Annotated in this window: 24 protein-coding genes; 1 reads left to right on the top strand and 23 read right to left on the bottom strand. The window is 51.7% G+C overall.

Going from position 1 to position 25,014, the window contains the following annotated elements; genetic code table 11:
- Positions 1-105 precede the first annotated feature (105 nt).
- The 21 genes from rpoD to NR121_RS10370 form a co-directional block, all read right to left on the bottom strand.
- Positions 106-1,224, bottom strand: coding sequence for an RNA polymerase sigma factor RpoD (rpoD, locus tag NR121_RS10470; RefSeq protein WP_054819410.1), 1,119 nt, complete (start codon positions 1,222-1,224; stop codon positions 106-108).
- A 51-nt stretch (positions 1,225-1,275) separates the two neighbouring features.
- Positions 1,276-3,111, bottom strand: a complete 1,836-nt coding sequence (gene dnaG / locus NR121_RS10465; RefSeq protein WP_174350734.1) for a DNA primase — start codon at positions 3,109-3,111, stop codon at positions 1,276-1,278.
- A gap of 41 nt (positions 3,112-3,152) precedes the next feature.
- Positions 3,153-3,614 (bottom strand): YaiI/YqxD family protein, encoded by a 462-nt coding sequence (locus tag NR121_RS10460; RefSeq protein ID WP_062407575.1) that lies wholly within the window; start codon positions 3,612-3,614, stop codon positions 3,153-3,155.
- A 104-nt stretch (positions 3,615-3,718) separates the two neighbouring features.
- Positions 3,719-4,531, bottom strand: a complete 813-nt coding sequence (locus NR121_RS10455) for a pyruvate, water dikinase regulatory protein (RefSeq protein ID WP_054819394.1) — start codon at positions 4,529-4,531, stop codon at positions 3,719-3,721.
- 250 nt (positions 4,532-4,781) lie between these two features.
- Entirely contained in the window at positions 4,782-5,528 is a 747-nt protein-coding gene (gene recO, locus NR121_RS10450) for a DNA repair protein RecO (RefSeq protein ID WP_174350736.1), read from the bottom strand.
- 54 nt (positions 5,529-5,582) lie between these two features.
- Positions 5,583-5,729: a YqzL family protein gene (locus NR121_RS10445; RefSeq protein WP_256831173.1), complete on the bottom strand. Its 147-nt coding sequence runs from the start codon at positions 5,727-5,729 to the stop codon at positions 5,583-5,585.
- A 143-nt stretch (positions 5,730-5,872) separates the two neighbouring features.
- Positions 5,873-6,790, bottom strand: coding sequence for a GTPase Era (era, locus tag NR121_RS10440; RefSeq protein WP_062407569.1), 918 nt, complete (start codon positions 6,788-6,790; stop codon positions 5,873-5,875).
- On the bottom strand, positions 6,790-7,206 hold the full coding sequence (locus tag NR121_RS10435) for a cytidine deaminase (protein WP_256831171.1): 417 nt from the start codon (positions 7,204-7,206) through the stop codon (positions 6,790-6,792). The genes era and NR121_RS10435 overlap by 1 nt, the downstream gene beginning before the upstream one ends.
- A 33-nt stretch (positions 7,207-7,239) precedes the next feature.
- Positions 7,240-7,941, bottom strand: coding sequence for a diacylglycerol kinase family protein (locus tag NR121_RS10430; protein WP_256831170.1), 702 nt, complete (start codon positions 7,939-7,941; stop codon positions 7,240-7,242).
- A complete protein-coding gene (ybeY, locus tag NR121_RS10425) occupies positions 7,938-8,468 on the bottom strand; it encodes an rRNA maturation RNase YbeY (protein ID WP_054819393.1) in 531 nt (176 codons plus the stop codon). The genes NR121_RS10430 and ybeY overlap by 4 nt, the downstream gene beginning before the upstream one ends.
- Positions 8,465-10,729 carry an HD family phosphohydrolase gene (locus NR121_RS10420; protein ID WP_256831169.1) on the bottom strand — a complete coding sequence of 755 codons (2,265 nt, stop codon included), beginning with the start codon at positions 10,727-10,729 and terminating at the stop codon, positions 8,465-8,467. Before NR121_RS10420 ends, ybeY begins: the two co-directional genes overlap by 4 nt.
- Positions 10,730-10,749: 20 nt before the next feature.
- Positions 10,750-11,712, bottom strand: coding sequence for a PhoH family protein (locus tag NR121_RS10415; RefSeq protein ID WP_074726977.1), 963 nt, complete (start codon positions 11,710-11,712; stop codon positions 10,750-10,752).
- Between the two features lie 65 nt (positions 11,713-11,777).
- Positions 11,778-12,959 (bottom strand): sporulation protein YqfD, encoded by a 1,182-nt coding sequence (gene yqfD, locus NR121_RS10410; protein WP_074726978.1) that lies wholly within the window; start codon positions 12,957-12,959, stop codon positions 11,778-11,780.
- Between the two features lie 21 nt (positions 12,960-12,980).
- A complete protein-coding gene (gene yqfC / locus NR121_RS10405; RefSeq protein WP_054819392.1) occupies positions 12,981-13,259 on the bottom strand; it encodes a sporulation protein YqfC in 279 nt (92 codons plus the stop codon).
- 186 nt (positions 13,260-13,445) lie between these two features.
- Positions 13,446-13,901 (bottom strand): hypothetical protein, encoded by a 456-nt coding sequence (locus NR121_RS10400; protein WP_062407556.1) that lies wholly within the window; start codon positions 13,899-13,901, stop codon positions 13,446-13,448.
- Positions 13,902-13,933: 32 nt separating this feature from the next.
- Complete coding sequence (gene floA, locus NR121_RS10395; protein WP_062407554.1) at positions 13,934-14,926, bottom strand: flotillin-like protein FloA; 993 nt, start codon at positions 14,924-14,926, stop codon at positions 13,934-13,936.
- A 29-nt stretch (positions 14,927-14,955) separates the two neighbouring features.
- Entirely contained in the window at positions 14,956-16,344 is a 1,389-nt protein-coding gene (locus NR121_RS10390) for an NfeD family protein (RefSeq protein WP_256831168.1), read from the bottom strand.
- Between the two features lie 126 nt (positions 16,345-16,470).
- Positions 16,471-16,914, bottom strand: coding sequence for a GatB/YqeY domain-containing protein (locus NR121_RS10385; protein WP_054820180.1), 444 nt, complete (start codon positions 16,912-16,914; stop codon positions 16,471-16,473).
- 12 nt (positions 16,915-16,926) lie between these two features.
- Positions 16,927-17,100, bottom strand: a complete 174-nt coding sequence (rpsU, locus tag NR121_RS10380) for a 30S ribosomal protein S21 (protein WP_010491812.1) — start codon at positions 17,098-17,100, stop codon at positions 16,927-16,929.
- Between the two features lie 129 nt (positions 17,101-17,229).
- The gene (locus tag NR121_RS10375; RefSeq protein ID WP_062407552.1) at positions 17,230-17,574 is read right to left on the bottom strand and encodes a histidine triad nucleotide-binding protein; all 345 of its coding nucleotides are present in this window, start codon (positions 17,572-17,574) and stop codon (positions 17,230-17,232) included.
- Positions 17,575-17,692: 118 nt separating this feature from the next.
- The gene (locus NR121_RS10370) at positions 17,693-17,986 is read right to left on the bottom strand and encodes a hypothetical protein (RefSeq protein WP_137670490.1); all 294 of its coding nucleotides are present in this window, start codon (positions 17,984-17,986) and stop codon (positions 17,693-17,695) included.
- Positions 17,987-18,280: 294 nt separating this feature from the next.
- On the opposite strand from NR121_RS10370, the gene NR121_RS10365 reads away from it, so the two are divergent.
- Complete coding sequence (locus tag NR121_RS10365) at positions 18,281-20,203, top strand: FAD-dependent oxidoreductase (protein ID WP_062407549.1); 1,923 nt, start codon at positions 18,281-18,283, stop codon at positions 20,201-20,203.
- Between the two features lie 123 nt (positions 20,204-20,326).
- Here NR121_RS10365 and NR121_RS10360 read toward each other — a convergent pair whose 3' ends face one another.
- Both NR121_RS10360 and NR121_RS10355 read right to left on the bottom strand, forming a co-directional pair.
- Entirely contained in the window at positions 20,327-22,510 is a 2,184-nt protein-coding gene (locus NR121_RS10360; protein WP_256831166.1) for a stalk domain-containing protein, read from the bottom strand.
- Positions 22,511-22,614: 104 nt separating this feature from the next.
- Complete coding sequence (locus NR121_RS10355) at positions 22,615-24,498, bottom strand: SbcC/MukB-like Walker B domain-containing protein (RefSeq protein WP_256846831.1); 1,884 nt, start codon at positions 24,496-24,498, stop codon at positions 22,615-22,617.
- Positions 24,499-25,014 lie beyond the last annotated feature (516 nt).

Below are 25,014 nucleotides of genomic sequence, written 5' to 3'. Positions count from 1 at the left end.
CTCCCCTAAGCCTGCATTTTTTTCATAATTGATTATCGGCCTCAGAATGACAAAAAATTAGACCTAACCGCGCATCCATGCGCAGAAAGGTCCAGGCATACCCTTTTATTCAAGAAAATCTTTCAACCGTTTGCTTCGACTGGGATGACGAAGTTTGCGCAGCGCTTTAGCTTCAATCTGACGAATCCGTTCCCGGGTAACACCGAATACTTTACCGACTTCCTCCAATGTACGAGTACGGCCATCGTCCAAACCGAAGCGCAAGCGAAGCACATTCTCTTCACGCTCTGTCAGAGTGTCGAGCACATCCTCGAGCTGTTCCTTAAGCAGTTCGTAAGCCGCAGCGTCCGCAGGCGCAAGCGCTTCTTGATCTTCAATAAAGTCACCCAAATGGGAGTCGTCTTCTTCGCCAATCGGGGTTTCAAGGGATACCGGCTCCTGAGCGATTTTCATGATCTCCCGTACTTTATCGGTACTTAAGTCCATTTCCTTGGCGATTTCTTCCGGCGTAGGTTCACGACCAAGCTCCTGCAGAAGCTGACGGGATACCCGGATCAGCTTATTGATCGTTTCAACCATATGTACCGGAATCCGGATAGTTCTGGCCTGATCGGCAATGGCGCGGGTAATCGCCTGACGAATCCACCAGGTTGCGTAGGTGCTGAATTTGTAGCCTTTGGTGTGATCGAATTTCTCTACCGCTTTAATCAAGCCCATGTTGCCCTCTTGAATCAGGTCAAGGAACAACATCCCGCGACCGACATAGCGCTTTGCGATGCTGACCACAAGCCGGAGGTTCGCTTCCGCCAAGCGGCGCTTGGCTTCTTCATCGCCAAGCTCGATGCGTTTCGCTAAATCAACCTCATCCTCAGCAGAGAGCAGCGGAACCCTGCCGATTTCCTTCAAGTACATCCGAACCGGATCGTTGATCTTGATCCCTGGAGGCAGAGACAAATCGTCATCAAAATGAAATTCGTCGTGATCATGCTCCATCGCAACCATGTCATGGTCGTCATCTGCTTCGTTGCCGACATCAATGCCCATCTCTTGTAGCTGCTCGAAAAACTCGTCAATTTGCTCCGGATCCTGGTCAAAAGGAGCAAGTTTTTCCATAATTTCTTTGTACGTGATTGCGGAACGCTTCTTTCCATGTTCAATCAGCTGTTCCTTTACTTGTTCCAACGTCAGTTCTGTCTCTATTTCCGTACGTTGATCGTTCGCCATCATACAACTCCCTCCTCCCTAGAATTTCAACCATTCACCGCTTGGTCGGCTTCAGGATGATTTCAACTGCTTTTCTAGGGAAATAATCTCACTGCCCAGCTGCAGTGCTCTAGGGATATCCCCTGAACGTTCTGCTTGCTTCACTTCTTCTTTCTTTAGCTCCAATGACTGCAATAGAGGGTACTTCTTAATTTCCCGGATGTAATCGTCAATAACGGCATCGTTGATCCCGTTGCGGTTGTCTATTAAGGTCAGGGAACTGGCCAGGCTCTCCAATTTGTCATCCTGCAGCATGCCTATGAATGTGCCGGCATTCGGCTCATACCCTTGGGCATAGTAGGAATACAAGTATGCGGCCAACGCCGCATGAGCCTCCACATTAAAACCGTCTCCCAACCGGCGCTCAACATAACCGGCTATATCCCGGTCCAGCATCATGACGGCAAGAAGCTGCCGCTCTGCGAATTGATACGCAGGAACCATAGAAGGGATTTCTTTCCGAGGCTTCCCGTTATTCATAACATTATTCCACGGATTGCCGTTATTATCCCCAGATCTTACGTTTTTTTCCGTTTGCAGACGGATTTCGTTCAAATTCTGCTGCAATGCTTCCAATGAATACCGGAATTCGGACGAAAGCTCTCTGAGATAATGTTCCCTCTCAATGGGTGATGACAGTCCTGCAATCAGTTTGAGCGCCTGCTTGATGTACCGGAGCTTTTCTCCATCTTCCTGCAGCCTGTAATTGTTGCGAAAGTAAAGAAGTTTATATTTGATCGACGGTACGGCGGTTTCGATAACTTCCCGTACGAATCGTTCAGAACCATATTTAGCAATATACTCATCCGGATCGAGAGCATCGGGCAGCATGGCGATCCTGACTTGGCAGCCCGCGTTCTCGAGTAAAGGAATGCTTTTGTAGGCGGCGGTTTGCCCCGCCTGATCTCCGTCATAAACGACCGTCACCCGTTCGGCGAGCCGACGAATCGATTCTGCTTGCTCTGAAGTAAGAGCCGTACCCATCGTAGCTACACCATTTTTTATGCCTGCTTCCCATGCTCGAATCACATCCATATACCCTTCGAACAGCACAATCTCCTGAGTTTTGCGAATTTGGGGTCTGGCCAGGTGAAGATTGTAAAGCGTCCGGCTTTTGTGGAAAAGCATGGATTCAGGACTGTTTAAATATTTGGGCTGCACATTGCCCATGGCTCTCCCGCCAAATGCGATAACCTGTCCCTTCCAATCATAAATCGGAAACATGATGCGGTCGCGAAACTTATCCACATAACCGTTTCCGTCATGTTTGGCCGAAAGCAGTCCGCCTTGCTCCATAAGCGGAAGAAAGTACTGTTTCTTGTCCAAAAGGTTGGTCAACGTATCCCGCCTTGCAGGCGCGTATCCAAGCCCGAACGTTTCGATCAGCTTGTCATTCATTCCCCGATCCCGTAAATACGCTTTAGCCGCTTTCCCCTGTTCGGTGTTATGAAGGATATACTGATACAGCTTGGCTGCCATCTCATAGCCTTCCAGCAGCTTGGCGCGCTCCGCCTGCTCCTTTGTTTCTTCCTGTGCGTTTTGCAGACCAAAACCGACATCAAGATTGGCTTCGTTCGCCAGCTTGCGAACCGCCTGACCAAAGGACAGACCTTCCACCTCGGAAATAAAACGAATGGCGTTACCCCCCGCTCCGCAACCGAAGCAGTGATAGATTTGCCTTTCCGGCGTAACGGTGAAGGACGGTGTTTTCTCAGAGTGAAAAGGACAGAGACCCTTGAGGTAATGACCCTGCTTTGTCAAGTGAACGTGCCGGCCGACAATTTCCACAATATCGTGGGCTTTGAGGACCGCGTCGATGACATGCTCGGGAATGCGTCCGTTACTCATCCTAATCACCTTCATTCAAATTAACACGTAATTACTATTCGCTACATTCCGGCATTCTCCTGCATGCGAGATAAAACTTTTGTCAAAGTTTGTAGAAATGCTTGGCGATCTTCGTCCGTAAAAGCTTTTGGACCCTTGGTATGCTTTCCCCCCCGCCGCAGCTTTGCCTGTTCATGCCGACGCTCAAGTAAAAACCCTATAGTCCGGTCACTGTACATTTGTCCGCGGTTGGACATCGCTATCGCTCTTCTGCCCAAACCCAGCATCGCAACTCCGAAATCCTGTGTAATCAATACATCTCCCGCCGAGATGCGGTTGGCGATATATAAATCAACGGATTGATCGGAGCGATCCACCTGAACAATCTCCACGCCTTCCGCCGGCTGAAGCAGGTGGTCAAACGAAGCGACCATCAGCACGCCGACTCCGAATTTAGCAGCGGTCTGTACGATTTCCGCTTTCACCGGGCATGCATCGGCATCCACTACAATTTTATACGTCATTATGCACCCACCGGAATGTAACCAGGAATTATGACTGAAGTACTATCGTTAATATTATATACGATGAATTTGCAAAAAATCCTGCTTGAACCCCAAAATGAGGTTTACCTGGAACGATACATATCTATAATGACACTGGCAATCTCTTCCACAGCTTTGTTTGAAACATCGACAACGGTGCAACCAATACGCTTCATGATCTTATCGGCATAATCAAGCTCCGCGCGAATGCGTTCCGTATTGGCGTAAGTGGCGCTGTCGGGAAGACCCAATGTTTTGAGTCTCTCGGTACGAATCACATTCAACTTATCCGGATCGATGCGCAATCCGACAATTTTGCGATTCGAGACCCTAAACAGCTGTTCCGGCGGCTGGATTTCCGGCACTAGCGGGACATTGGCCACCTTAAACATTTTGTGGGCCAAGTACATCGATAACGGTGTCTTCGACGTTCTCGAAACGCCCACCAGCACGATATCCGCTTGAAGAATACCGCTAAAATCACGGCCGTCATCATACTTAACGGCAAATTCAATCGCTTCGATCTTTTTAAAATAATCTTCGTCGAGCTTATGAATCATGCCCGGCGTATGACTCGCCTGTCGCTTTAAGGATTGCTCGAGCGTACGGATAATCGGCCCGAGTAGGTCGATATAAGGGATCCCGTAACGATCCGCCTGATCGACCAAGTAATCTCTCAACTCCGGAATGACCAGCGTGAACAAAATGATTCCGTTGCGTTCAACCACCGTGTGAATCAGCCGATCTACATCCGACGTATCCCGCAGGAACGGAACCCGCCTGATTTCCACCTGCTGCGGATGAAATTGCACTGCCGCCGCGCGGACAACAGCTTCACCCGTCTCTCCTGCCGAGTCCGAAGCGACAAATATTACCGATCTTTCGGTTACCCCCATGAGTCCCCGCCTTTCCGTTCTGTTTCTTTGGATTCATAATAGCGTTTTTTATCTACTATATATTATTTGCACTACTACGATCCGTTTGCCAAAAAATGTTGTATTAGCTTTCCTCTCACAAAAAAATCCCGCTGTCAAAGCCTGCATATAGGCTCCGTCACGAGAGGTATCAACACGGGTGTATCATATTATAATACCATCGGGTCAAAAAAATGTCAATTCTGTACAAATCTTTTAAAAATCTTAAACACTATATCCCGTATTTATCCATCTGATCCAAAAAGTCGCGCGATTTCAGCCTTATACCCACATGTGTATCGAAGTAATTCCGTATAATCTGCTTCAATAATTGCTTGGTTTGCGGTTTGACATCAATTTGGCCAAGACGCCTGGCATCCAGCTGCATAAACAGCCGAAGCAGCTTGTATACCCCGGATGTCAAACGAATGGCCTCGGGGTCGCGCAGCCGACACCGTTCGCACAGCACTCCGCCCATGCCGATGCTTATCGCGACAGGTTCTGACTTTTCCCTGCACACTACACAGTGTTCAAGCTCCGGGGTATATCCGGCATGCATCAGCATTTTGATTTCATAAAGATGATTAACGATCTGCAAATCCTTATCTTCCTGAATCGCTTGCAGGCTCGCCTTCAGCTGACCGAATAAAAAAGGCTGCCCTTCCTGATCTCCCATCATTCTGTCCGTGAGCTCCGCAAGGTAGGAAGCGTGGGCGGCCTTGTGCAAATCTTCCCTTATTTTATGAAAGGCTTCAATAATCTCCGCATGATTCAAAGTACCCAACTGGCCGGATTTAAAAAACAAGTAATCTCCGTAGGTAAAAAGCTGGGCGGACGAACCATACCTGCTTTTTACCTTTTTGGCTCCGCGGGCAACAACGCTCATCTTGCCCAGTTCACGCGTAAACAAGGTGATGATTTTGTTGCCTTCCCCATAATCCATGCTGCGGATTACAATTCCCTGCACTCTGTACTGCACCGACAGCCTCTCCCCGCGTATTCAAACCGGTAACCGGAAACGGACCGCTCAAATTTACTGCATCGTCTCCGGAGCTTCCGCCGCAGACTCCTGCTCCGGCAGTTCCGGGTCCTCTCCGGGCTGAATCTGATATTCCTTATAAAGCAGGTAAGCATCCACATCTCCAGTGATCGAAAAATACTTCCACGAAAAATCTCTCATGGTACATCCTCCCCTTGGCAGCGTGATTACAATACCTGTTGCTGGGATTAGGATGGATCGATTCGGACAGAAGTATGCTGAACAAAAACTGGAATGTATGATTGCATTAAACGCTGCAGAATTCTTTGAAAACAAGCAAGAGCCTATTCGTGGCGGAAACCGAGATCCCGCAGTACCCGCTCCTGGTTGCGCCAGTCTTTCTTTACCTTTACCCAAAGCTCAAGGAAGGTTTTGGATCCCAGCAGCGCTTCGATGTCAGCGCGGGCTTTCTGGCCCACCTCTTTAAGCAGCGCACCTTTTTTTCCGATAATAATTCCCTTTTGTGAATCCCGTTCGACATAAATCACGGCGGAAATATGCACAACGCCATTTTCTTCCAACTTCATATCTTCTATCGACACAGCGATCGAATGCGGAACCTCCTCCCGCGTCAAGTGTAATATTTTTTCCCGGATCAGCTCCGCGCAAACAAACTGTTCCGGGTGGTCCGTGACTTGATCCGCGGGATAATACTGCGGTCCTTCCGGCAAATACTTGATTACCTGATCGAGCAGCGTGCTCACATTATTTCCATGCATGGCTGAGATCGGTACAATCTCGGCAAAGGGATACAAGTCCTTATATGTGGTAATGACCGGCAGCAGAGCTTCAGGGTGGACTTGATCGATCTTATTCATGACCAGCAGCACCGGCGTCTTTACTTTCTTCAACTGCTCGATAATGTACCGATCCCCTCCGCCGAGACCTTCTGCGACATCGACCAAAAACAAAATGGCATCGACTTCGCTAAGGGCGCTTTCCGCTGCTTTCACCATGTAGTCCCCCAACTTCGACTGCGATTTATGAATACCCGGCGTATCCAAAAAGACGATCTGGGCTTCATCAGTCGTATACACCCCATGAATCTTGTTCCGGGTGGTTTGCGGTTTATCGGACATAATGGCGATTTTCTGGCCGATGACCTGATTCATGAGCGTGGATTTGCCGACATTCGGCCTGCCGATGATGGCGACAAAACCGGATTTAAACTTGGGTTGCTTTTCTTTATCGGAATAAGACATCAGTCAATGGTTCCTCCGTCCAAATCATATGATGTAAATGCGCCCGGGAGCAGCGCGCCAACCGTCGCTACATTGATATCCCCGCGCAAATTGGCAAGGTACACCGGCATATCCGGACGGCACAGCTCTACGAGCACTTGACGGCATACGCCGCAAGGAGTGATCGGCTGTTCCGTATCGCCGATGACAGCCATCGCCAGAAAAGTGCCGGGGAGCTCCCCGTCCGCAATGGCACGAAACAAAGCCGTACGCTCGGCACAGTTCGTCGGTCCGTAGGCGGCGTTCTCAATGTTGCATCCGAGATGCACCCTCCCTTTGGCGTCCAGCAGCGCACTGCCCACTTTAAACTGCGAATAAGGAGCGTAAGCTTTCTCCCGTGCTTCTTTAGCTTGAGCGATCAATTCGGTTTTATCCATGCGAAGCACTCCTTTACAGGCAGAGATCGCCCATTATATAGAAAACAGGTAAAAAGCCAATATCGTAATAAAGCTTCCGAGCAGCGCACCGAGAATCAGCGAACCGAAGCTTCGCTTCCGTTTGTCGTACAGGGCCAGCAAAAGCACGCCGGCGAGTAAAAATCCGAGCAGCACCGCCAGTGTGTCCTGCACTCTGACGGCAATCAAGCTGGCGATGGCAAATGCAACCGATGTCAGGAGGCTCGGTTTGAACCAAACTCCTTTATCCGAGAAGCGGGTCTGCGCTACGATTGCCGTAAGGACAACCAGAGCAAGCAAGATCCACACGCTGGCTGCGGTCAAAGCATGCCCTTCCGCCGCGCGGGCCGTCCGCAATAACCGGTCCAATGGCTCGTAGAACACGATCATGCCTGTAACAGCGGCAAAAGCTGCAGTCGCCAATACGGAGGCTGCAGCTACATCTTTTGCGATTTTGGCTAACGGATGAAGCTCCGGCATGGCCAAATCGACCGTTTTTTCCACGGCGGTATTGATCAGCTCCGTCATGAACATGAGCGTCACGGCCAACAGAATGAACAATATGTCTGTTTTGGAAAGCTTAAAAAACAACGCCAGTACTAACGCAGCGAGTCCCGCGAAAAAATGAAATTTCATATTCCGTTGGGTGGCCAGAGCATATTTGATTCCTTCATAAGCGTAACGGAAGCTGCGATGCCATTTGACCGGCTGCTTCACCGCGTTAGACCCGCCTGCTGCAAAATCTGCTCTTGCTTGCCGAACATGACCCGCTCTTCTTCCTCGTCCTGATGGTCGTATCCGATCAAATGAAGGAATCCATGCACGAACAGGAAGCCGAGCTCCCGATCGATGGAATGACCATAGTCGGCAGCTTGTTCCACAGCCCGGGGCACCGAGATGATGATATCGCCGAGAGGCTCTTCAAAGCCCTCGTCTTCGTCACCCCTGTTCTCCGCCGGATCGTCCTCAAATGCGTCATCCTCATCTCCGTAGATGATTTCCATTTCCTCGTCGCCCAATTCCTGCATGGAGAATGACAGGACATCGGTCGGTTTATCCAAGCCGCGGTATTGCTTATTCAGCTCCTGTATGGCAGCGTCGTCCGTAAACGTCAGCGCCACTTCGCCGTCCGTCAACTGTTCCAGGGTGCCTGCCAACCGGAGCAGTTCCTCCAGCTTTTCAATCAGGGCATGCGTAATCTCATACTGCTCTTGTTCATTGTTCCATGAAAGCGTAAGGCTCATGGCTTCACCTCATCTGTCTTGTCCGTATTCTTTCTTGCCGAATCCGCCTTTTGAGACGGCATTTCGGTCGGGTATTCGATTCTTGAATGAAAGATGCCCAGCAAAGCTTCGTTCAGCGTCTTGGCAATCTGGTCCAGCTCTTTAATCGTCAAATCGCATTCATTGTATTGTCCGTCATCCAGGCGGCTTTTAATAATTTTACGAACCATCGTATCAATCTGCTCCACGGTCGGGTTACGCAAAGAACGGACGGCGGCTTCCACACAATCGGCAATGCCGACAATCGCCGTTTCCTTCGTCTGCGCATTGGGACCGGGATACCGGTACTCGCTTTCCTCCGGCGGCTTTTCACCCTTCTCTTCCGCCTGCTTCTTCGCCTTGTGATAAAAATATTGCAGCAGCGTCGTACCGTGATGCTGTTCCGCAATATCGCGAATCGGCTTAGGGATGTTATATTCCTTCAGCATTTCGACGCCGTCCCGGGCATGCGCTACGATAATCGATTTACTGAGCGCAGGATCGATTTTGTCGTGCGGATTTTCAATGTTCGTCTGATTCTCGATAAAGTAACTCGGACGCTTGGTCTTGCCGATATCGTGATAATAGGCTCCCACCCGGCAGAGCAAACCATCCGCTCCGATCGCCTCCGCCGCAGCTTCGGACAGATTGCCGACCATAACGCTGTGGTGATAGGTTCCCGGCGTCTCGGTAAGCAGCTTCCGCAGCAGCGGGTGATTCGGGTTCGACAGCTCCACGAGCTTCAACGGCGACAGAATGCCGAACGCCATTTCAAAGAACGGAAGCAGGCCGATGACGAGAACCGCCGTTAACAAGCCCCCGCCAACCACAAAAGAAGCAGCAAAAAGCGCGTCTTTTTGCGTGATATCATCATCCAGCATCAGCAGCGACGCAACAAGCACAAGACCGAACAACGAGACCATGAAGCCCGCCCTCAGGATTGAGGAACGCCGGCTGGCTCTTTGGATGGAGAAAATCGCGGCAAAGGAGCAGGTCAGCGTCAGCAAGCCATATTTGAAATCGAACGGAAACAGCTGATCCGAGTTAAAGACGACGCTGGCGATGACACTGAACAGGACCGACGAGATAAAGGCCAGCTGAGCGTTAAGCAAAATCGTGATCAATATGGCTCCCATCGCGGTCGGCGCCAAATAACCGATAAAAGGGAAGTCCAGGCTTTGCGCCATAGAGAACACTTTCATCAATCCCAGCGTCAGAATGATAATCAAGATCAGCATCAGCAACTGAACGTTGTTATGCTTTACCGGAAGGGTGCTTTGGCGGACATACATGAAAAGGACGAGGCAGCATAAAATAACAAATAATAGAAGCCCTATATTCGGCCATGAGCTGGTATCATCCTTAAGCAATTCAAGCTCGGCAAGACGGTTGTATACTTCCTCCGTAATTTTTTCACCCTTGGATACCAGTACCTCATTTTTGTTTATATATATTTCCTTCACGTTGTCGCGCGCGTGGGCCCTGGCCTCTTCTGTCCCCTTCTGGTCGTAAAATTTATTGGGCGTCAGTGCCGCCCGGACAAGCTCCTGCACCAGTTCGCGCGTCAGGCTCTTCGTTAAGGTCGAAGCGTTCACCAGCTCAGGAACCTTTACGCGGGCCGCCTGCGCATCCACAATCTGATCGTTCATCAGCTTGCTTACGATCTCTTTGGCTACAGGCTCCATCGCAGTCAGATCCTCTGCGGACAACCTTGGAATTTTATAAAACGCTTCCTCCGGTATCCGATACTGCTGCTCACGGAAGCTCTTGTTCATCTCCGTAAACAACTGGTCGCTGTATTGACCGCTGTTCATATAGTTCATTAATTGGCGATCAAGATGGTCCTGGATCAAGGTTGGAATGACCGTCTTATAAATGCTGACCTTATCCGTCTGGGACACATCCGTATCACTGTTGATCTGCTGCAGCTTTTCAAAAATCGCTCCTACGGCAAGTTCGTTTCTGAGCGGCACAATGGTGTAGACCGGCTGCACGCGCTGTGCGGCTTCTTCTCTTGCTTGTTCGGTGGCTGCGTTGTTCTTGATTGCTCTGGTTGCGAGAATATCTTTCTCCGCAATGGAATTTAATGTAATATCATAGGTTTGAGGCACGACTTGATGGAACATCGTTAAATAAAACACAAGCGCAAGCAAGACAAACAGAAGAAAGCGCACTACGGCGCTGTGTCTCCAACCGGTAAGCCGATATTGAAATTTGCCTGGAATGGAAACGAGGTTTTTCATGACGAAAGGTCAGCCCTTTCTCAGCCTTCTTTATCCTCATTATAGGCTACGATGATTTTTTGCACCAATGAGTGTCTCACTACGTCCTGTTCATCAAATGAGATAAAGCCGATTTCTTCGATCGACCGCAGAATACGCTGCGCTTCCACAAGCCCGGATGATTTACCCCGAGGCAAATCGATCTGGGTGACGTCACCGGTGATCACCATCTTGGAGCCGAAGCCCAGGCGGGTCAAAAACATCTTCATCTGTTCCGGGGTCGTATTTTGCGCTTCGTCCAATATGATAAACGAATCGTCCAGCGTTCTTCCGCGCATATAAGCGAGCGGTGCGATCTCGATCAATCCGCGCTCCATTGTTTTCGCGACCTGCTCAGGACCCAAGACATCATTAAGAGCATCATACAATGGCCGTAAATAAGGGTCAACCTTTTCCTGAAGATCTCCCGGCAAAAAGCCCAGGCTTTCTCCTGCTTCCACCGCAGGACGGGTGAGGACGATCCGCTTGATTTTACCTTCCTTCAGCGCCGCGACGGCAAGAACGACGGCAATATACGTTTTCCCCGTTCCAGCCGGGCCGATACCGAAGACGATATCCTTCTTCCTGATTTCATCCACGTATTGTTTTTGGCCAATGGTTTTTACCCGGATCGGTTTCCCTTTATGCGTAACGGCGATTTCACCCTTGAACAAATCCAGCAGCTGGTCTGCTTTCATCTCTTTGGCGAGGTCCATCGCATAATTCACATCACGTTCAGTCAACGTGTATTGGTTGCGTATCAGCGTAAGCAGTACGGTGAACAAATGCTCCAAACGAGCCGTCACCTCGACTGAACCCTGCACTACAATTTCTTCTTCACGCGTAAAGATCCGAGCCGGCATTTCCTTTTCAATCAGTTGTAAGAATTTGTCCTGCGGCCCGAACAAGGCGAGTCCTTCGGCCGTATTTTTTAGTGCCACTTTCACGGTTGCTTGGTCTGTCAACAGGTTTTATCTCTCCTCCGGGTTTTCGGAATATTGTACTTCCGAAAACGTCTGCGTCTATAGAGTTATGGCACGATCGGCTGTTCAACAGCAATCGATTCTTCTACTTCAAAAAGTATTTCCATATAAACTTTACCACTCTCCGTCTTTTCATGCAAAATTTTTTCGGATAGAATTCGAGATTCTTTGCCTGCGGCGGCCAAAATTTGCCCTCTGGCCTGCTCGAGTCCGATAGCCGATGCTTCCTTCGGATCAACCTGCCGTTGTTCCAGCCTCACTTCCATGATTTTTTCGCGTAGCCAACCGATCGGAAGCGTATAATTTCGCCAAGTCAGCATTTTTTGTTCGGGCAGCGTTTCATGCTGTTCGAACGGAATTTTGCCGTAACCACTCATCTGCACACCGCGGCTGCCGATAACGAGAAAGGAACGGGTTTTGCTTTCTCCCGTGTACGTTTTGTACTGCCAGACAAGCGGTACCTCGACAGCAGGCTTGTACCATACCAGCCCCTTTACCTTGCCCTGGGCGACAACCGTTTGCTGATGCGCCTCATCCCCCAGAATACCGGAGATCAGAATATCTCCTTTGCGCACATAAGCATTGGGCTTCACGACGGGTTTGCCTTTTTCCGCAAATATTTCGGTGACCATCGCATTTTTGGACGCGACCAGATGACGCGGGCTGAGCAGCTGCGGCGTCTCAGGAATCGTAGCCTCAACAATTTTAATGATCACATGGGTGCCTCGAACCTCCACCCCGACCCAAGCGATGCCAGGCAGTTGGCTCAGCAGCGATCTGGACAGCGCCTCCGGCTCTTTCAGCCTGAATTTCCACTGCAGCTTATGGATTCCTTCCCGCTCTGCCGCCTGCAAAATCCTTTCGGTTTCAATCGTTTCATTGCCTTCTACCCGAATCTGCCATACGACGGAAGAAAGCAGATAGATGCCGATGAAGAAGCCGAGCAGCCCTAAAGCAAAAAACTTGCGCTTCTCCAGCTTGTCCAGCCAAAAAGGCAGCCCATGCCTTTCCTTGATTCGGATCCGGGAGCCTGTCTCTTTCAACAGCGGCCTAAGCCTGAAGAAGTCGGGAATCGTTACGAACATCTTGGCCTGCTGCTCCGCCGAATAATGAATGTCCCAGACGGACATTTGCATGACCGCCATGCGATTGATCAGTTCTTCCAACTGCCGGCCTCTTACTTCGATCAAAACATAACCGCGCAGTCGATGGATAAACGATGATTTCACGGACGACTTCCCCTTTCCAGGCTATGGAATGTATTTGATATCTCGAATGACGCCTTCAATAAACACTTCCTCCGACAAGATCGCCCGGATAACAAGCTGTGATCCGTATACCTCAATCCGGCCTTTCGTCAAAGCCAGCGTAAGCAAGTCGCTTGAGAAATGCAGAACACCCCGGTGATTTTCAATGTACAGCTGTACGTTTCCGATCATCGTCATGCGGGGCAAGTCCATCACCACGTCCTGAGGCAGGTCGAGCAGTTTGGCGGTCCATTGATTGAATCTGCGTGTCAATCTGCGCATACGTTACCTCCTCCGTAAGCTGCCCTTCGGGCATCCAAAAGCCAGAACACGGCTAATTACACCATATGCCCGGAATTTGAAAATATGCCCGTTGAACTGGCTTATCGCTCCCGGATATCGTCCACCGCCAACAAAAAAGCACCGTACCGCTGATCAACAGATCAGTGATACGGTGCTTCTTGAGCTTCACCGCCGATAAGGACGTTTGGCTCGCGACGGACCCAAAATCTCGGCCCACAGCACGCCGCGCGCCAAATCTTCAGACGTAGCACGGAATGAGGCCTTCACGGGACTTTGCACCGGTACGGAAGACCCCGGGAACCCGGATGCCGGCGTTCGCTGCGCAGGTCTGGGCCGCGGAGCTTGAGCTCTGGCAGGCTCCTGACGGGGTTCCGGAGCAGCAGCCGCTCTGGCCTCCGGAGCCGGAACAGCCTTGGGCTCCTGCCGCCCTTGAACGTGTTTAGCCCGGCCGGGCCCGTCCCCGCCGAACGGAGGCATACCCTGGGGAACCGGCCTCGCAGGCCGGCCCGGCTGATCCTTTGGTTCATCCCCGCCCCGTTTGGTTTTCATAAACGTGCTTAGTCCAATATAAATAATCACCAGAATGAACCAGTTGTCGAGAATGAATTCGATTAAACCCACGATTATATCCCGCCTTTCCGAACGGAAGACGCTTAAGCATCCCCGCTGTTCTTATCCGGGTTGTTCATTTTTCCAAGACCGGCGCGCATTTGGGTATCGGCTTCGATGTTTTTCAGGTTCATATAATCCATCACGCCGATCTTGCCTTCGCGAAGCGCATCGGCCATCGCCTGAGGAACCTGAGATTCGGCTTCAACCACTTTAGCCTTCATCTCGACGACGCGCGCGTTCATTTCCTGCTCCAAAGCAACGGCCATCGCTCGGCGCTCTTCCGCTTTGGCTTGCGCGATCTGCTTGTCGGCTTCCGCCTGCTCCGTTTGCAGCTGGGCGCCAATGTTTTTGCCCACGTCCACATCGGCAATATCGATGGATAAAATCTCAAAAGCCGTACCGGCATCCAACCCTTTGCCCAATACCGTACGCGAAATCAAATCCGGGTTTTCAAGCACGTCCTTATGCGAATTGCTGGAACCGACTGTAGTAACGATCCCCTCACCTACGCGGGCGATGATCGTCTCTTCCCCGGCTCCCCCGACAAGCCGGTCGATGTTGGCCCTAACCGTTACTCTTGCAATAACCTTCACTTCAATACCGTCTTTGGCTACGGCAGAAACCGTAGGCGTTTCAATCACACGCGGGTTGACGCTCATTTGTACCGCCTGCAAGACATCACGGCCCGCCAGATCAATCGCAGCCGCCCGTGCAAACTCCAAATGAATGTTGGCGCGGTGCGCCGCAATAAGCGCATTCACGACGCGATCTACGTTACCGCCCGCCAAGAAGTGGCTCTCCAGCTGATTAATCGTTAAATCCAAACCGGCTTTGGTCGCTTTAATCATCGGGTTGACGATCCGGCTCGGAATAACGCGGCGAAGGCGCATGGCCACAAGCGTAATAATGCCGATCCGCACGCCGGAAGCGAGTGCCGAAATCCACAGCATCACCGGGACAAAGGTGAAAAACACCGACAGCACGATGATCGCAACCGCCGCAAGCAATAAGAACGTAATCAGGGTAGTATCCATACAAGCACCATCCTATCTCCAATTTTCAATCATTCTTTCATCTCTTTAACAACGATTCGCGAACCGTCGACCTGAATGACCTTGACTGTCCGTCCGGCCGGAATAAAATCGCCCGACGTGACCACGTCCACACGCTCCTCGCCGAAAACCGCCGTTCCGGCAGGCCGCAGCGGCGTAAGCGCATGACCGGTTTGGCCAAGCAATTCCTTGCGGGACGAAGCGGAAACGTATCCTTCCTCCGCAGTCAGCTTCTCACTCAGGATGAACCGGTTCCAAACGCCCCGGTGCCTGAATATCCGGATCACAATGACCACAATCACAACCGCCAATACAAAAGCGATCCCAAGGCTCCACGCGGCCATTTGCTTATTATAGGCTGACAAAACCACTCCGCTGAACAAACAGAGCGCTCCAAGGATGCCCAGAATGCCAAAGCTTGAAACGAAAATTTCCAGAAAAAGCAAAATGATGCCGGCCACAAACAGAGCAATATCCTCAGCCCCTGCGAAACCCGCGATGTAATGGCCGAAAAAGTACAATCCGAAGCCGAGCACTCCCAAAATACCAGGAAGACCAAACCCCGGTACGAAAATCTCGACCGCAACCCCAGCAATGCCGATCAGCAGCAGCAGAGTGGCCACCCACGGCTCGGTCACAAAGCGGGCTATTCTTTCAGCCACAGTAAGCTCCATCGTAATCAGCGGATGATTCTCTCCGCCGATAAACTTGACGACCTCATCCAGACTTGCTGCAATGGTTTCCGCATATCCGACCTTTAACGCTTCCTGTGAAGTCAAAGTAACGATTTCGCCCTTCGGCACGGTCCTGCCGATTTCGGGCATTGTCACGCCGACATTCTTATCTACCATCGCTTCGGCAATTTGCGAATTGCGCCCGCGCATTTCGGCCGCGCCTTTCATGAGTCCGGACCAGGTAGAGATGGCTTTCGTATCCTCAATCTCGTTACCGGTAATATCGACAATCGCCGCCGCTCCGATCGAGCTGCCCGGTTCCATAGCAATCTGCTCCGCATTTAACGCGATATAACTGCCGGCCGAGATCGCCTTGCCTCGTATATAAGCGATGGTCGGAACAGGGCTATTCTTGATCAGCTGGCCGATTTCCTGTGCCGAGTCAATGCGTCCTCCGAACGTGTTGATGTCGAGCACGATATGAAGCGCGTTCATCTCTTCCGCTTCACGGAACGCACGTTCTAGGAAATTGTACAGCCCGTTTTCCACCGTGTGGTGTACCGGAATGACGACAACCGGTGCCGCAAGAGGCTTCGTCTCCGCATGGGCGGTCTTGAAATCCGGCAGGCCCATAAACAGCACCGGCATCATCAGCGTCAACGCCAGCATCAAGGTGACCATTCTTTGCCAAAACTGACTTTTTGATTCACCGGCTCCAACCCGCATGGCTTTACCTCCTTTTCTCTGTTATTGATCAGTCTATCCGGTAATACGCGCCAGGGACGTATTTGATTCATAAAATATCCTAAAATGAAGAAAAACACTCCTGTTACGGAGTGTTCCTCGTTGTTGTTAAGACAATAGCTGTTGGACAAGCTGATTGACAAGCTTGCCGTCAGCCCGCCCTTTTACCTTCGGCATTAATGCGCCCATGACTTTACCCATATCCGCTTTTGAAGAAGCTCCCACTTCCTGGATGGTCTGCTGTACAATGGCTTTTACTTCTTCATCGGATAACTGCTGCGGCATGTACTCCATCAGTACGGCAATCTCTGCCTTCAGGTTTTCCGCCAAATCATCACGACCGGCCTTTTCAAATTCTTGGAGGGAATCTTTGCGCTGTTTGATCTCACGATTCAGGACGTCAAGTACTTCTTGGTCATCTAAGGTTTTACGCTGATCTATCTCGATATTCTTGATAGCTGCACGAACCATACGGATTACGGAGAGTTTAAACTTATCTTGACTCTTCATCGCAAGCTTCATGTCATCGTTTAATCTCTCGCTTAAGCTCATTGATTAAGCCTCCTAGAACTTTCTCTTACGAGCAGCCTCTGACTTCTTCTTGCGCTTTACGCTTGGCTTCTCATAATGCTTGCGTTTTTTAACCTCCGCCAAAACGCCGTCTTTAGCGATAGAACGCTTAAAGCGACGAAGTGCAGCATCTATAGTTTCGTTCTTGCGAACTCGAGTTTCTGACACCAGTTTTCCCTCCCTCCGAACAGACCGTCCAAGACAACTAAAGACATTCGTCAAACTTCATTATAGGCGAAAACAAAACTGGGTGTCAACCTGATCAAAGCAATGGATAAGCAAAGCTTCGGAACCGTATTACCTTGCATTCAGCGCGCCGAGTTTCTCCCCTCCGAGCAGGTGATAGTGGATATGAAAAACGACTTGCCCGCTATCCGGCCCGCAGTTGTTGATCAGCCGATACCCCGTTTCAGCAACCCCCTGCTCCCTGGCGATTTGCTGAGCGGCGGAATGAATTTCCCCAAGCAAATACCAGTCTTCCGACTCCACATCATTCATCGAAGAAATATGTTTCTTGGGAATGATCAGGATATGTACGGGGGCGGCAGGCTGAATATCGTGAAAAGCCACAACATGTTCATTCTCGAACACTTTTTTCGATGGAATGGCGCCCTCGACGATTTTGCAAAAAATGCAGTCCATGGATGTCCACCTCTTTTCGTCCCATGAGTAATTTTACCATTATATCATAACGAATCGGACTTCAAAAATCCAATAGAAAACAACGCTTGTAAACATGTCTTTTTTCATTATTTTAAACTTAATGCTCCATCCATTCCACAACCAGGTCCACCGCTTGCTTAAACCGTTCACGACCGTGATTGGCCAGCGCCTGCTTAGCCTTCTCAAACTCCCCTTCAAGCATCCACTGCGCGATCTGGTCTTTGATGATTGAAAATTGCCTCCAGGCTGCCTTCAGCGCCTCGAAACAGGCTATATCCCGCTCCGTGCGCAGCCCGTTCTCCAGTATCGCAAAGCATTCCGCAAGCTTGCTTTCCTCCACCAGCTTCCGCTCGTGCCAGCAGTATCCTCCGCCCGCTTGCCAGAACTCCATCGCGAGAATGCCAACATCCCTTCGCCCACATTTTAATGTCATATATAATAACATAAAAGGAACATCATTTTAAGTAAAATACAAAAACACACGTCAAATTACAACGTTTAATCTGTACCATATTTCTTTTTTTGGTTCTTCTTAAAGTAATGTTATTATATTTAACAAATACTGAAGATTGTCTGCAAAGCAACGTTTTGTGCTAAAATATAGACTGGAAGTCTAATTTAATGATAGACCGTGAGTCTAAATTCATTTATAATGGTTTCCAGCACGTTTCGAGGTGGGGATTTCATGAACAAATTCATGCGTGCCGCAACCCGGAAAAAACGCGAATATATGATGGAAGTCGCCTTGAAGCTGTTTATCGAGCACGGTTATGAGAAAGTTTCGGTAGACGATATTATCAGGTCGACAAATACTTCCAAAGGAACGTTTTATCATTATTTTGAAAGCAAGGACGAAATTCTTCTGGAAATTCCGAGGAAGCAGATATCCATCATTCAAGCGTGGGCAAACCGCCCGCCTGCAACGGAGAACGCCTTGGAAAGCCAAATCAACGGACTTCTTATCAGCTTGGCTGAGAATCTGCAGCATTCATCCAAACTCATGCGGAGCTGGATTGCTTTATCGATGCAAAACCATACGCTCAAAGCCGCGTTCGAGGAACAAAACCGCTTGCTGTATGAATGTCTACTGCTCCGGCTGCAGGATTCGCACAAAGCGAGAACGCTGGTGGCGGCCTATCTCGGAACATTAATGCTGTGGTGTTTACAGGATGAAGATGATTTGAAGGAACTTATGCGCCAGCAATTAGCACCAGTTTGGGCCGGAATCCGCGCAAATCAGAAGGCGGATACGTTGTTGGTCGAACCGGATCGGGGAGGGGAACATGTTATGAAGGTGGCTGTCATTGGAGGCGGTCTGGCGGGCTTGACCGCAGCCGCATATTTATCGGAGAGCCCCGGTATCGAGGGGGTTTTATTCGAGCGGAGTCCGCAGCTCGGAGGCAGAGCGTTTACTTATGAAAAGGCGGGCTTTACGTTAAACTACGGGGCACATGCCGTTTATGGCATCGATCGTCATACCTTGTCCGTGATGGAAAAGGAGTTGGGACTTTCCTTCAGCTCCAAGCAGGTCGATAAACGCAGAGTCATGTATGCCAAGAACGGACAGCTGACGCCTGCTCCGCTCGATTTTGTCAATTTGATGAGAACCGAACTGTTGAACCCCATCCAGAAGGTTCGCTTTGTCGGGGAGATTACAGCGATTATCGCTAACATTCACCATGTGCGGAACTACGAGACCCTCGGGGATTATTTGGCTCAATCCGATGCTGACGAGGATGTCAAGGAATTGTGGGAGCATCTCGTATGCTCGAACTTTTTCATTACTCCGGAGGAAGCCAGAAAAGTACCCGGAGCGGTCATTAGCGAGTATTACCATAACCTGTTTCTGTCCGGAAAACCGGTGAATTATGTTTTAGGCAGCTGGGCCGTTATCACAAACCAGCTCAAGCAAAAAATAGAGCTGGGCGGCCGCTGGGAAATCGCCCTTCAGGAAGGCGTGGAAGGCATTCGTTATGCGGATCGCAAATTTTGGCTGCAAACGAAAAAAAGGGAGCTGCCTTTCGATCGCGTCGTTTTCGCCATGCCTGTACAGCAAGTGTGCAAGCTGCTCAAGGCTACGCCATGGGAACCGTTCCTGTCTCCGTACGAGGATAATACCGCGACAGAGGTTATGGTATACGACGTGGGCTTGAAACAGGTTGTGGCCAGGCCGTTCAGTTATATCAGCGATATGGACAATAAGCTGTTTATCAGCGATGTGTCGGCAACCGACCATACGTTGGTTCCCGACGGAGGCCAACTGCTTCAAGGGATCGCTTACCTGAACGACAAATTTGTCGACGAAGCCGAACGCAAAGCTTACCTGGACAATAAGACCAAACAAATGGAAGCCTTGTTCGACAAATATTATCCCGGCTGGCGCGAGGCGACGGAAGTCAAACGCGTATCGAAAAAAGCGATGGTTGCCAGCGTAAAGAATATTTCGGGGAATCGTCTGCTGCCCCATCGCATCGAGAACGTTCCGTTTTATTTCTGCGGCGATGGCTGTGAAGGCAAGGGGGAACTGGCGGAGCGCGCATTCTCAAGTGCTATGCTGGCTGCCAAAGCGATATTGGAAGATCCCGAACTGAAGAAGATCGGTGCATAGGGATGAATAAGAGGGGCCGTCCCATAAGTCAACCTGATGGAGTAACTGGATGACTGAGGGACGGCCCTTGTGTTATATGAAAAAACGACGATATGGCAGGAGCAAGGAGCTGGGAACACTTGCCTACGCCGCATCGTTAAACAGCTTGAACGCTTTGGCGACTTGCAGCTTGAACCATCCGAAAACAGCCCCCGCCACCGACCCCAAATTCTTTTTGTCTTCTGTCGTCGTATTCGCGGCAAGGGTTTCCTGTTCCTGCCGATCCTCGGCTGTGCCGACCTTTGCGGCCGGTGCTTGACCGTCACTTCGGATCTCCACCGTTCGCGTTGTGCCGTCCCAGCTGACAGCACCGCCGAAGGCCTCGCCTACAAAACGTGCCGGAACCATGGTATGCCCGTTTACCAATTGGGCCGGCATTTCGAGAGCCACGGTTTCCCCGTTCCGGTTCGCGAAGGTGCTGCCGATTTGGATGGACACCACCGCATTCCCCTTACGTGCGGTTGCCGTGCGTGTGGATGAATCCCACTCCACCTTGGCCCCCATCGACTCCAATATCGCCCGCAGAGGCGTCAACGTATAGCCTTCCCGGATGACCGGCCGCTGCTCAAACTTCACATCCTTGCCGTCTACAACCACGGACACGCTGGAAGACAAAGGGAAAGATTTTGAACCGCTCCTTTGGCCGTCCTTATTGTAAACAACAATTTCAAAGACGGAGCCCTCCGGTACGGCCCCCGCATTAAGCTCAATGCCGAAAGGCGGTCCGCTTTGGCTATCCAGCAGCCTGCCGTTTAAATAATATTCAAGCTTGCCGATATAGACATCCGGAATTTTAACGAAGGGCGTAATTTTCGCTCTTTTGACAATAGGCGTCCGGGCGGTTAACGGCACATGGCCGGCATGATCCGAAGGCCTGGTCCCCTGCTCGACTTTGGTCAAATAATACGGAGGAGCGATCATACGGCTGTAAAGCTTCATCATCGCTTCATTATCCCGGAGCAAATAGTTGTTTTTGGATTCCTTCATCTCCAGATTGACATTGAAGTAAGTGATCGCCTTCAGCCGCGGATACTTATACGGCATAATTTCGTACAACCGCTGCAAATTCAGCAGTCCGTAATCGGTGAACGACTCCTGGGGAAGATTCGCGTAATGGGAGACGGCCGTTTCACTGATCATCAGCGGCTTCCGGCCGGCATAAGTCCGGTACAAATAATCCAGCCGCTCCACAGGGCTTGTCGCCTGCATATTTCCCTGCTTGGGATCTCCGTTCTCATACGGCTCGCTGTAAAGGCTGACGCCTACCCAATCGACATAAGCATCTCCCGGATAATAAGGAGCTATCGAGTACATCGGCACTTGCCCAGGACTCCATACCATGGCCACATTCGGCGCTTCCTGTTCCATGATGTCATGAACCATGCGGAAGCTTTGAATATATTTCTGCGGATCGCCGTGCCACACGACCCAATTGCCGTTCATCTCGCTGGCGTAACGCAGAAAGATCGGAATGCCCGCAGCCTTTGCCTCACGGGCCCATTGACGGACCGTCTCTTCCTTAACGGCATCAAGCCCGTCCATCGGCTCCCAGGCGATCTGCAGTGCGACCCCCGCCTGCTTCGCCCTGGTCACATACTGTTTTGGAAACGGTTTTCCCACCTGGGTATAGACCAGGTAGAGCGCGTGTTTTTTCCCGTAAAATGTCTCTGAGCGATCGTAGTAATTATGCATCTGCGGGTCGCGTTCCGTATACATTCCGATATAAATCCCGTATTCCGGCTCGAATTTCGCCAGCTGTCCGTCCGGCGGGGCGGCCAGCCGCTTCAACTCTTCCGTATCCGAGGTGCTGATATAAGCCTCCACGGTGGTACGTATTTGCTCCGCGCGCTGCAAATCGATGGCTCCCCAGTCTTTTCCGTCTTTGAGCCAGTACTCGTTTTCCAGCTCGTAGTAGTGAATCGCCTTCTCATAATCCTTCATCCGGTCAAAATATTGATTGAGTCTGCCGCAAAACAGCGCCGCATTCTGCCAATCTCCAATCGACGCATAGTGACGAACCAAAAACTCCCAATGCGGTACGGCATCCTCTGGCTTCCCTTTGGCCACGGCAGCGTCGGCCGCTTTCCATCGATCCCATATCGCATCGGCGTAAATCGGTTCGGCGTGAGAGAATAACAGTCCGGCACAAAGCGCTGCAGCCAGCAGACGCTTAACCTTTTTACAGCATACGGAAGCCGTAAACGAACGGGGATCTAAGAATCCCTTACGGCCAAGCCACCGATCCGGCTTCCGATGAGATGTCTGCATGATTGTCCCCCCTAGATGATGCATGTCCTTCTATCTATTCAACAGGTATGCCGGAAGAGGCCTGCTTATGTCTAAAGACGATCCGTTTACCGAATCCCGGAGCCTTACATGATCTCAATCGAGATCCGGCTGCCTTGGCCGCCGGGCTCCGCGGGATGCACCACAAGCCGTCTGGGAAGCCGGGCCCGCAGCTCAGGCACGTGGCTGATGACGCCTACCGTCAGCTTGTCCGTATGCAGTTTTTCGAGAGCCGTAATGACCGTATCCAACAGCTCCTGATCCAGCGTACCGAAACCTTCGTCAAGGAAGAAAAACTCAAGCGGATGCTCGCCTTTGAGCTGAATTTGCATGGAAAGAGCCAGCGCAAGCGATAACGAGGTCAAGAACGTCTCGCCGCCCGAGAGCGTAGTCACCGGTCTGCGCACCCCTCCATTCGCATCGTCCCGCATGACGAAGCCTCCGCCGGAGTCCACCTCAATCGCGTACCTTTGCCGGGTTAGCTGTCCTAATCGCTCGGAAGCCGCACGGCTGACATGCATCAGCTGCTCCTCCGCCAGAAATTCAACGAACGCGTTGCCCCGAAGCACGCTCTGAAGCTTGCCAAGCCGTTCCAGCTCGTTGCGGCAGGCTGTCTGCTTCGACTCCAGTTCGCGCCAGCGCCGGTGTTTGGCCTGCAGATCCTCCCAATCCCTCTCCGCCTTGGCCATCGTTTGCAGAGCCGCTTCATCCTGAGCCTTGCATTCGCCAAGCTCCCGCTCCATCGCCTCCCACATGTCATCCGTGACCTCACGGCCCGCCAGCTCATGATCGAGCTCAGCCAAGCGGGCTGACAGCTGATGCTCCAGCTTGCCGTGAGCTTCGACTTCGGCACTCCACTGCTGCTGCTGTTCAGGCGAGATCAACGCATCCGACACTTCCTGAACCGTAGAGAAACCTTCCGCTTCCGACTGCTGGGCCCATTCCCTTTCCGCTTCTTCCAAAGCCAGCCGCGCCGATTCCGCCGCCTGACGAACGGCGGATTCCGTCTTGGCCGACTCTTGATACCCGGACTGCATTTCTTCCAGCAGCTTCGCTGTCCTTTGCGCTTCCGTTCGCAGCTCATTCAGCCTGGTCTGCGCCTCGGAGGCCAGACCGCCGGCATCCTCATCGCCGACCCAGGCATAGAGCCGTTCGGCCTGCGCGTCAACGTGCTGCTGCAGCGCTTGCTGTTCCGCAGTTATCCGGACCGCTTGCTTCTCGGCTTCACCCACTTCCTGCAGCAGCTGCTCCATGCGCGTTTGCTTGGCCGACAAAAATTCCACGCTTTTGTCCAACCGGCTTTTGAGCTCATCCGCCAACTGCTCCTGCTGCTTCAAGCGCTCTGCCAATGCCGCAACGTCCTCCGGCCTGTAGTCCGGAAACCTGTTTGTCCAGCCGGAGCTGAGCGTTTGAAGCAAATCACGCGTTTCCGCCGCTTTTTGGGCTTCTGCTTCATAGACGCCGCGTGCCGTTTGTTCTCTGGCGTCCAGATCATGACGCTGCTTGACCAGCTGCCGCTTCTCCTGCAGCAGCGTTTGGAGCGCATGCTGAAGCTGCTGCGCTTCCCGGCGGGCAAGCTCAAGTTCATTCGCAGACGTATCCAGCAAAAGTTGAAGCTCATCGGCAAAAACGCCCGTCCCTCCTGCGAATTCAGCAGAAAGCGACGCAGCCGCCTCATGATGCGCGGACAGCTTTTCCGACAGGGGCTGCCGTACTTCTTCATCGACGGCCTGATTCCACTGCTGCTCCATCGCCTGCAGAGCATGCAGCAGCTGGCGCAGATCAAGCTGCCTTCTCCGGACATCGTCCTGCAGCCGCTCCAGCTGTGCCACGGCCGTGTGATGCATGTCTTCCCCGCTCTGTACGGCTGTCAGCTCCCCGCGCTCCACAGCCGGCTTCGGATGAACCGACGAGCCGCAAACCGGACAAGCCTCGCCGTCATGCAAATGTGCCGCCAGCGCATTGGCCATGGCCGTTCGTTCGGCCTGCTTTTGCATGCTCTTGAGCCTGGAGATTTCGTCGGGGATTTGGCCCAGAAGCGCCGATAGCCTTTGTTCGGTTTGAAAACATGCCGTATGTAACGAAGCTAACCGTTCCAACCAGACTGCTCCCCGACTCTCCCATTCTTTCTCCGTAAGCTCCAGCGCCGCCAGCGATTGCTTCAGCCGTTCCAGCTCGGCCTGCCGCCGGGCCAGCTCCGCCTGCTGCTCACCGTACTGCTTCCCGAGCCGATCGAGCTCGCGCTTTTCCTGCAGCGCCTCCTGGAGCCGATCCCGATACGCCCTGGGCACCTCGGCAAGCTTCAGCTCGTCCTTGAGCTGCGCCTGCCACTGCAGCGCCTTCTCGCGCAGCTCGGCCTCGCGCGCCTGCTCCGCGTGCAGCCCCGCGAGCTGCGCCCTGCTGCGCTCGGCCTCGGCGGCCAGCACGGCGAGCCGCTCGCGGCTTTGCGCGAGCTCGGCCGCGAGCGCCGCCGCCTGGCGCAGCTG

This window comes from Paenibacillus sp. Pae15, from assembly GCF_024519685.1.
Taxonomy (GTDB): Bacteria; Bacillota; Bacilli; order Paenibacillales; family NBRC-103111; genus Paenibacillus_G; species Paenibacillus_G naphthalenovorans.
Note: the sequence above shows the minus strand (reverse complement) of the source record. Positions and strands in the feature narration are given on the sequence as shown.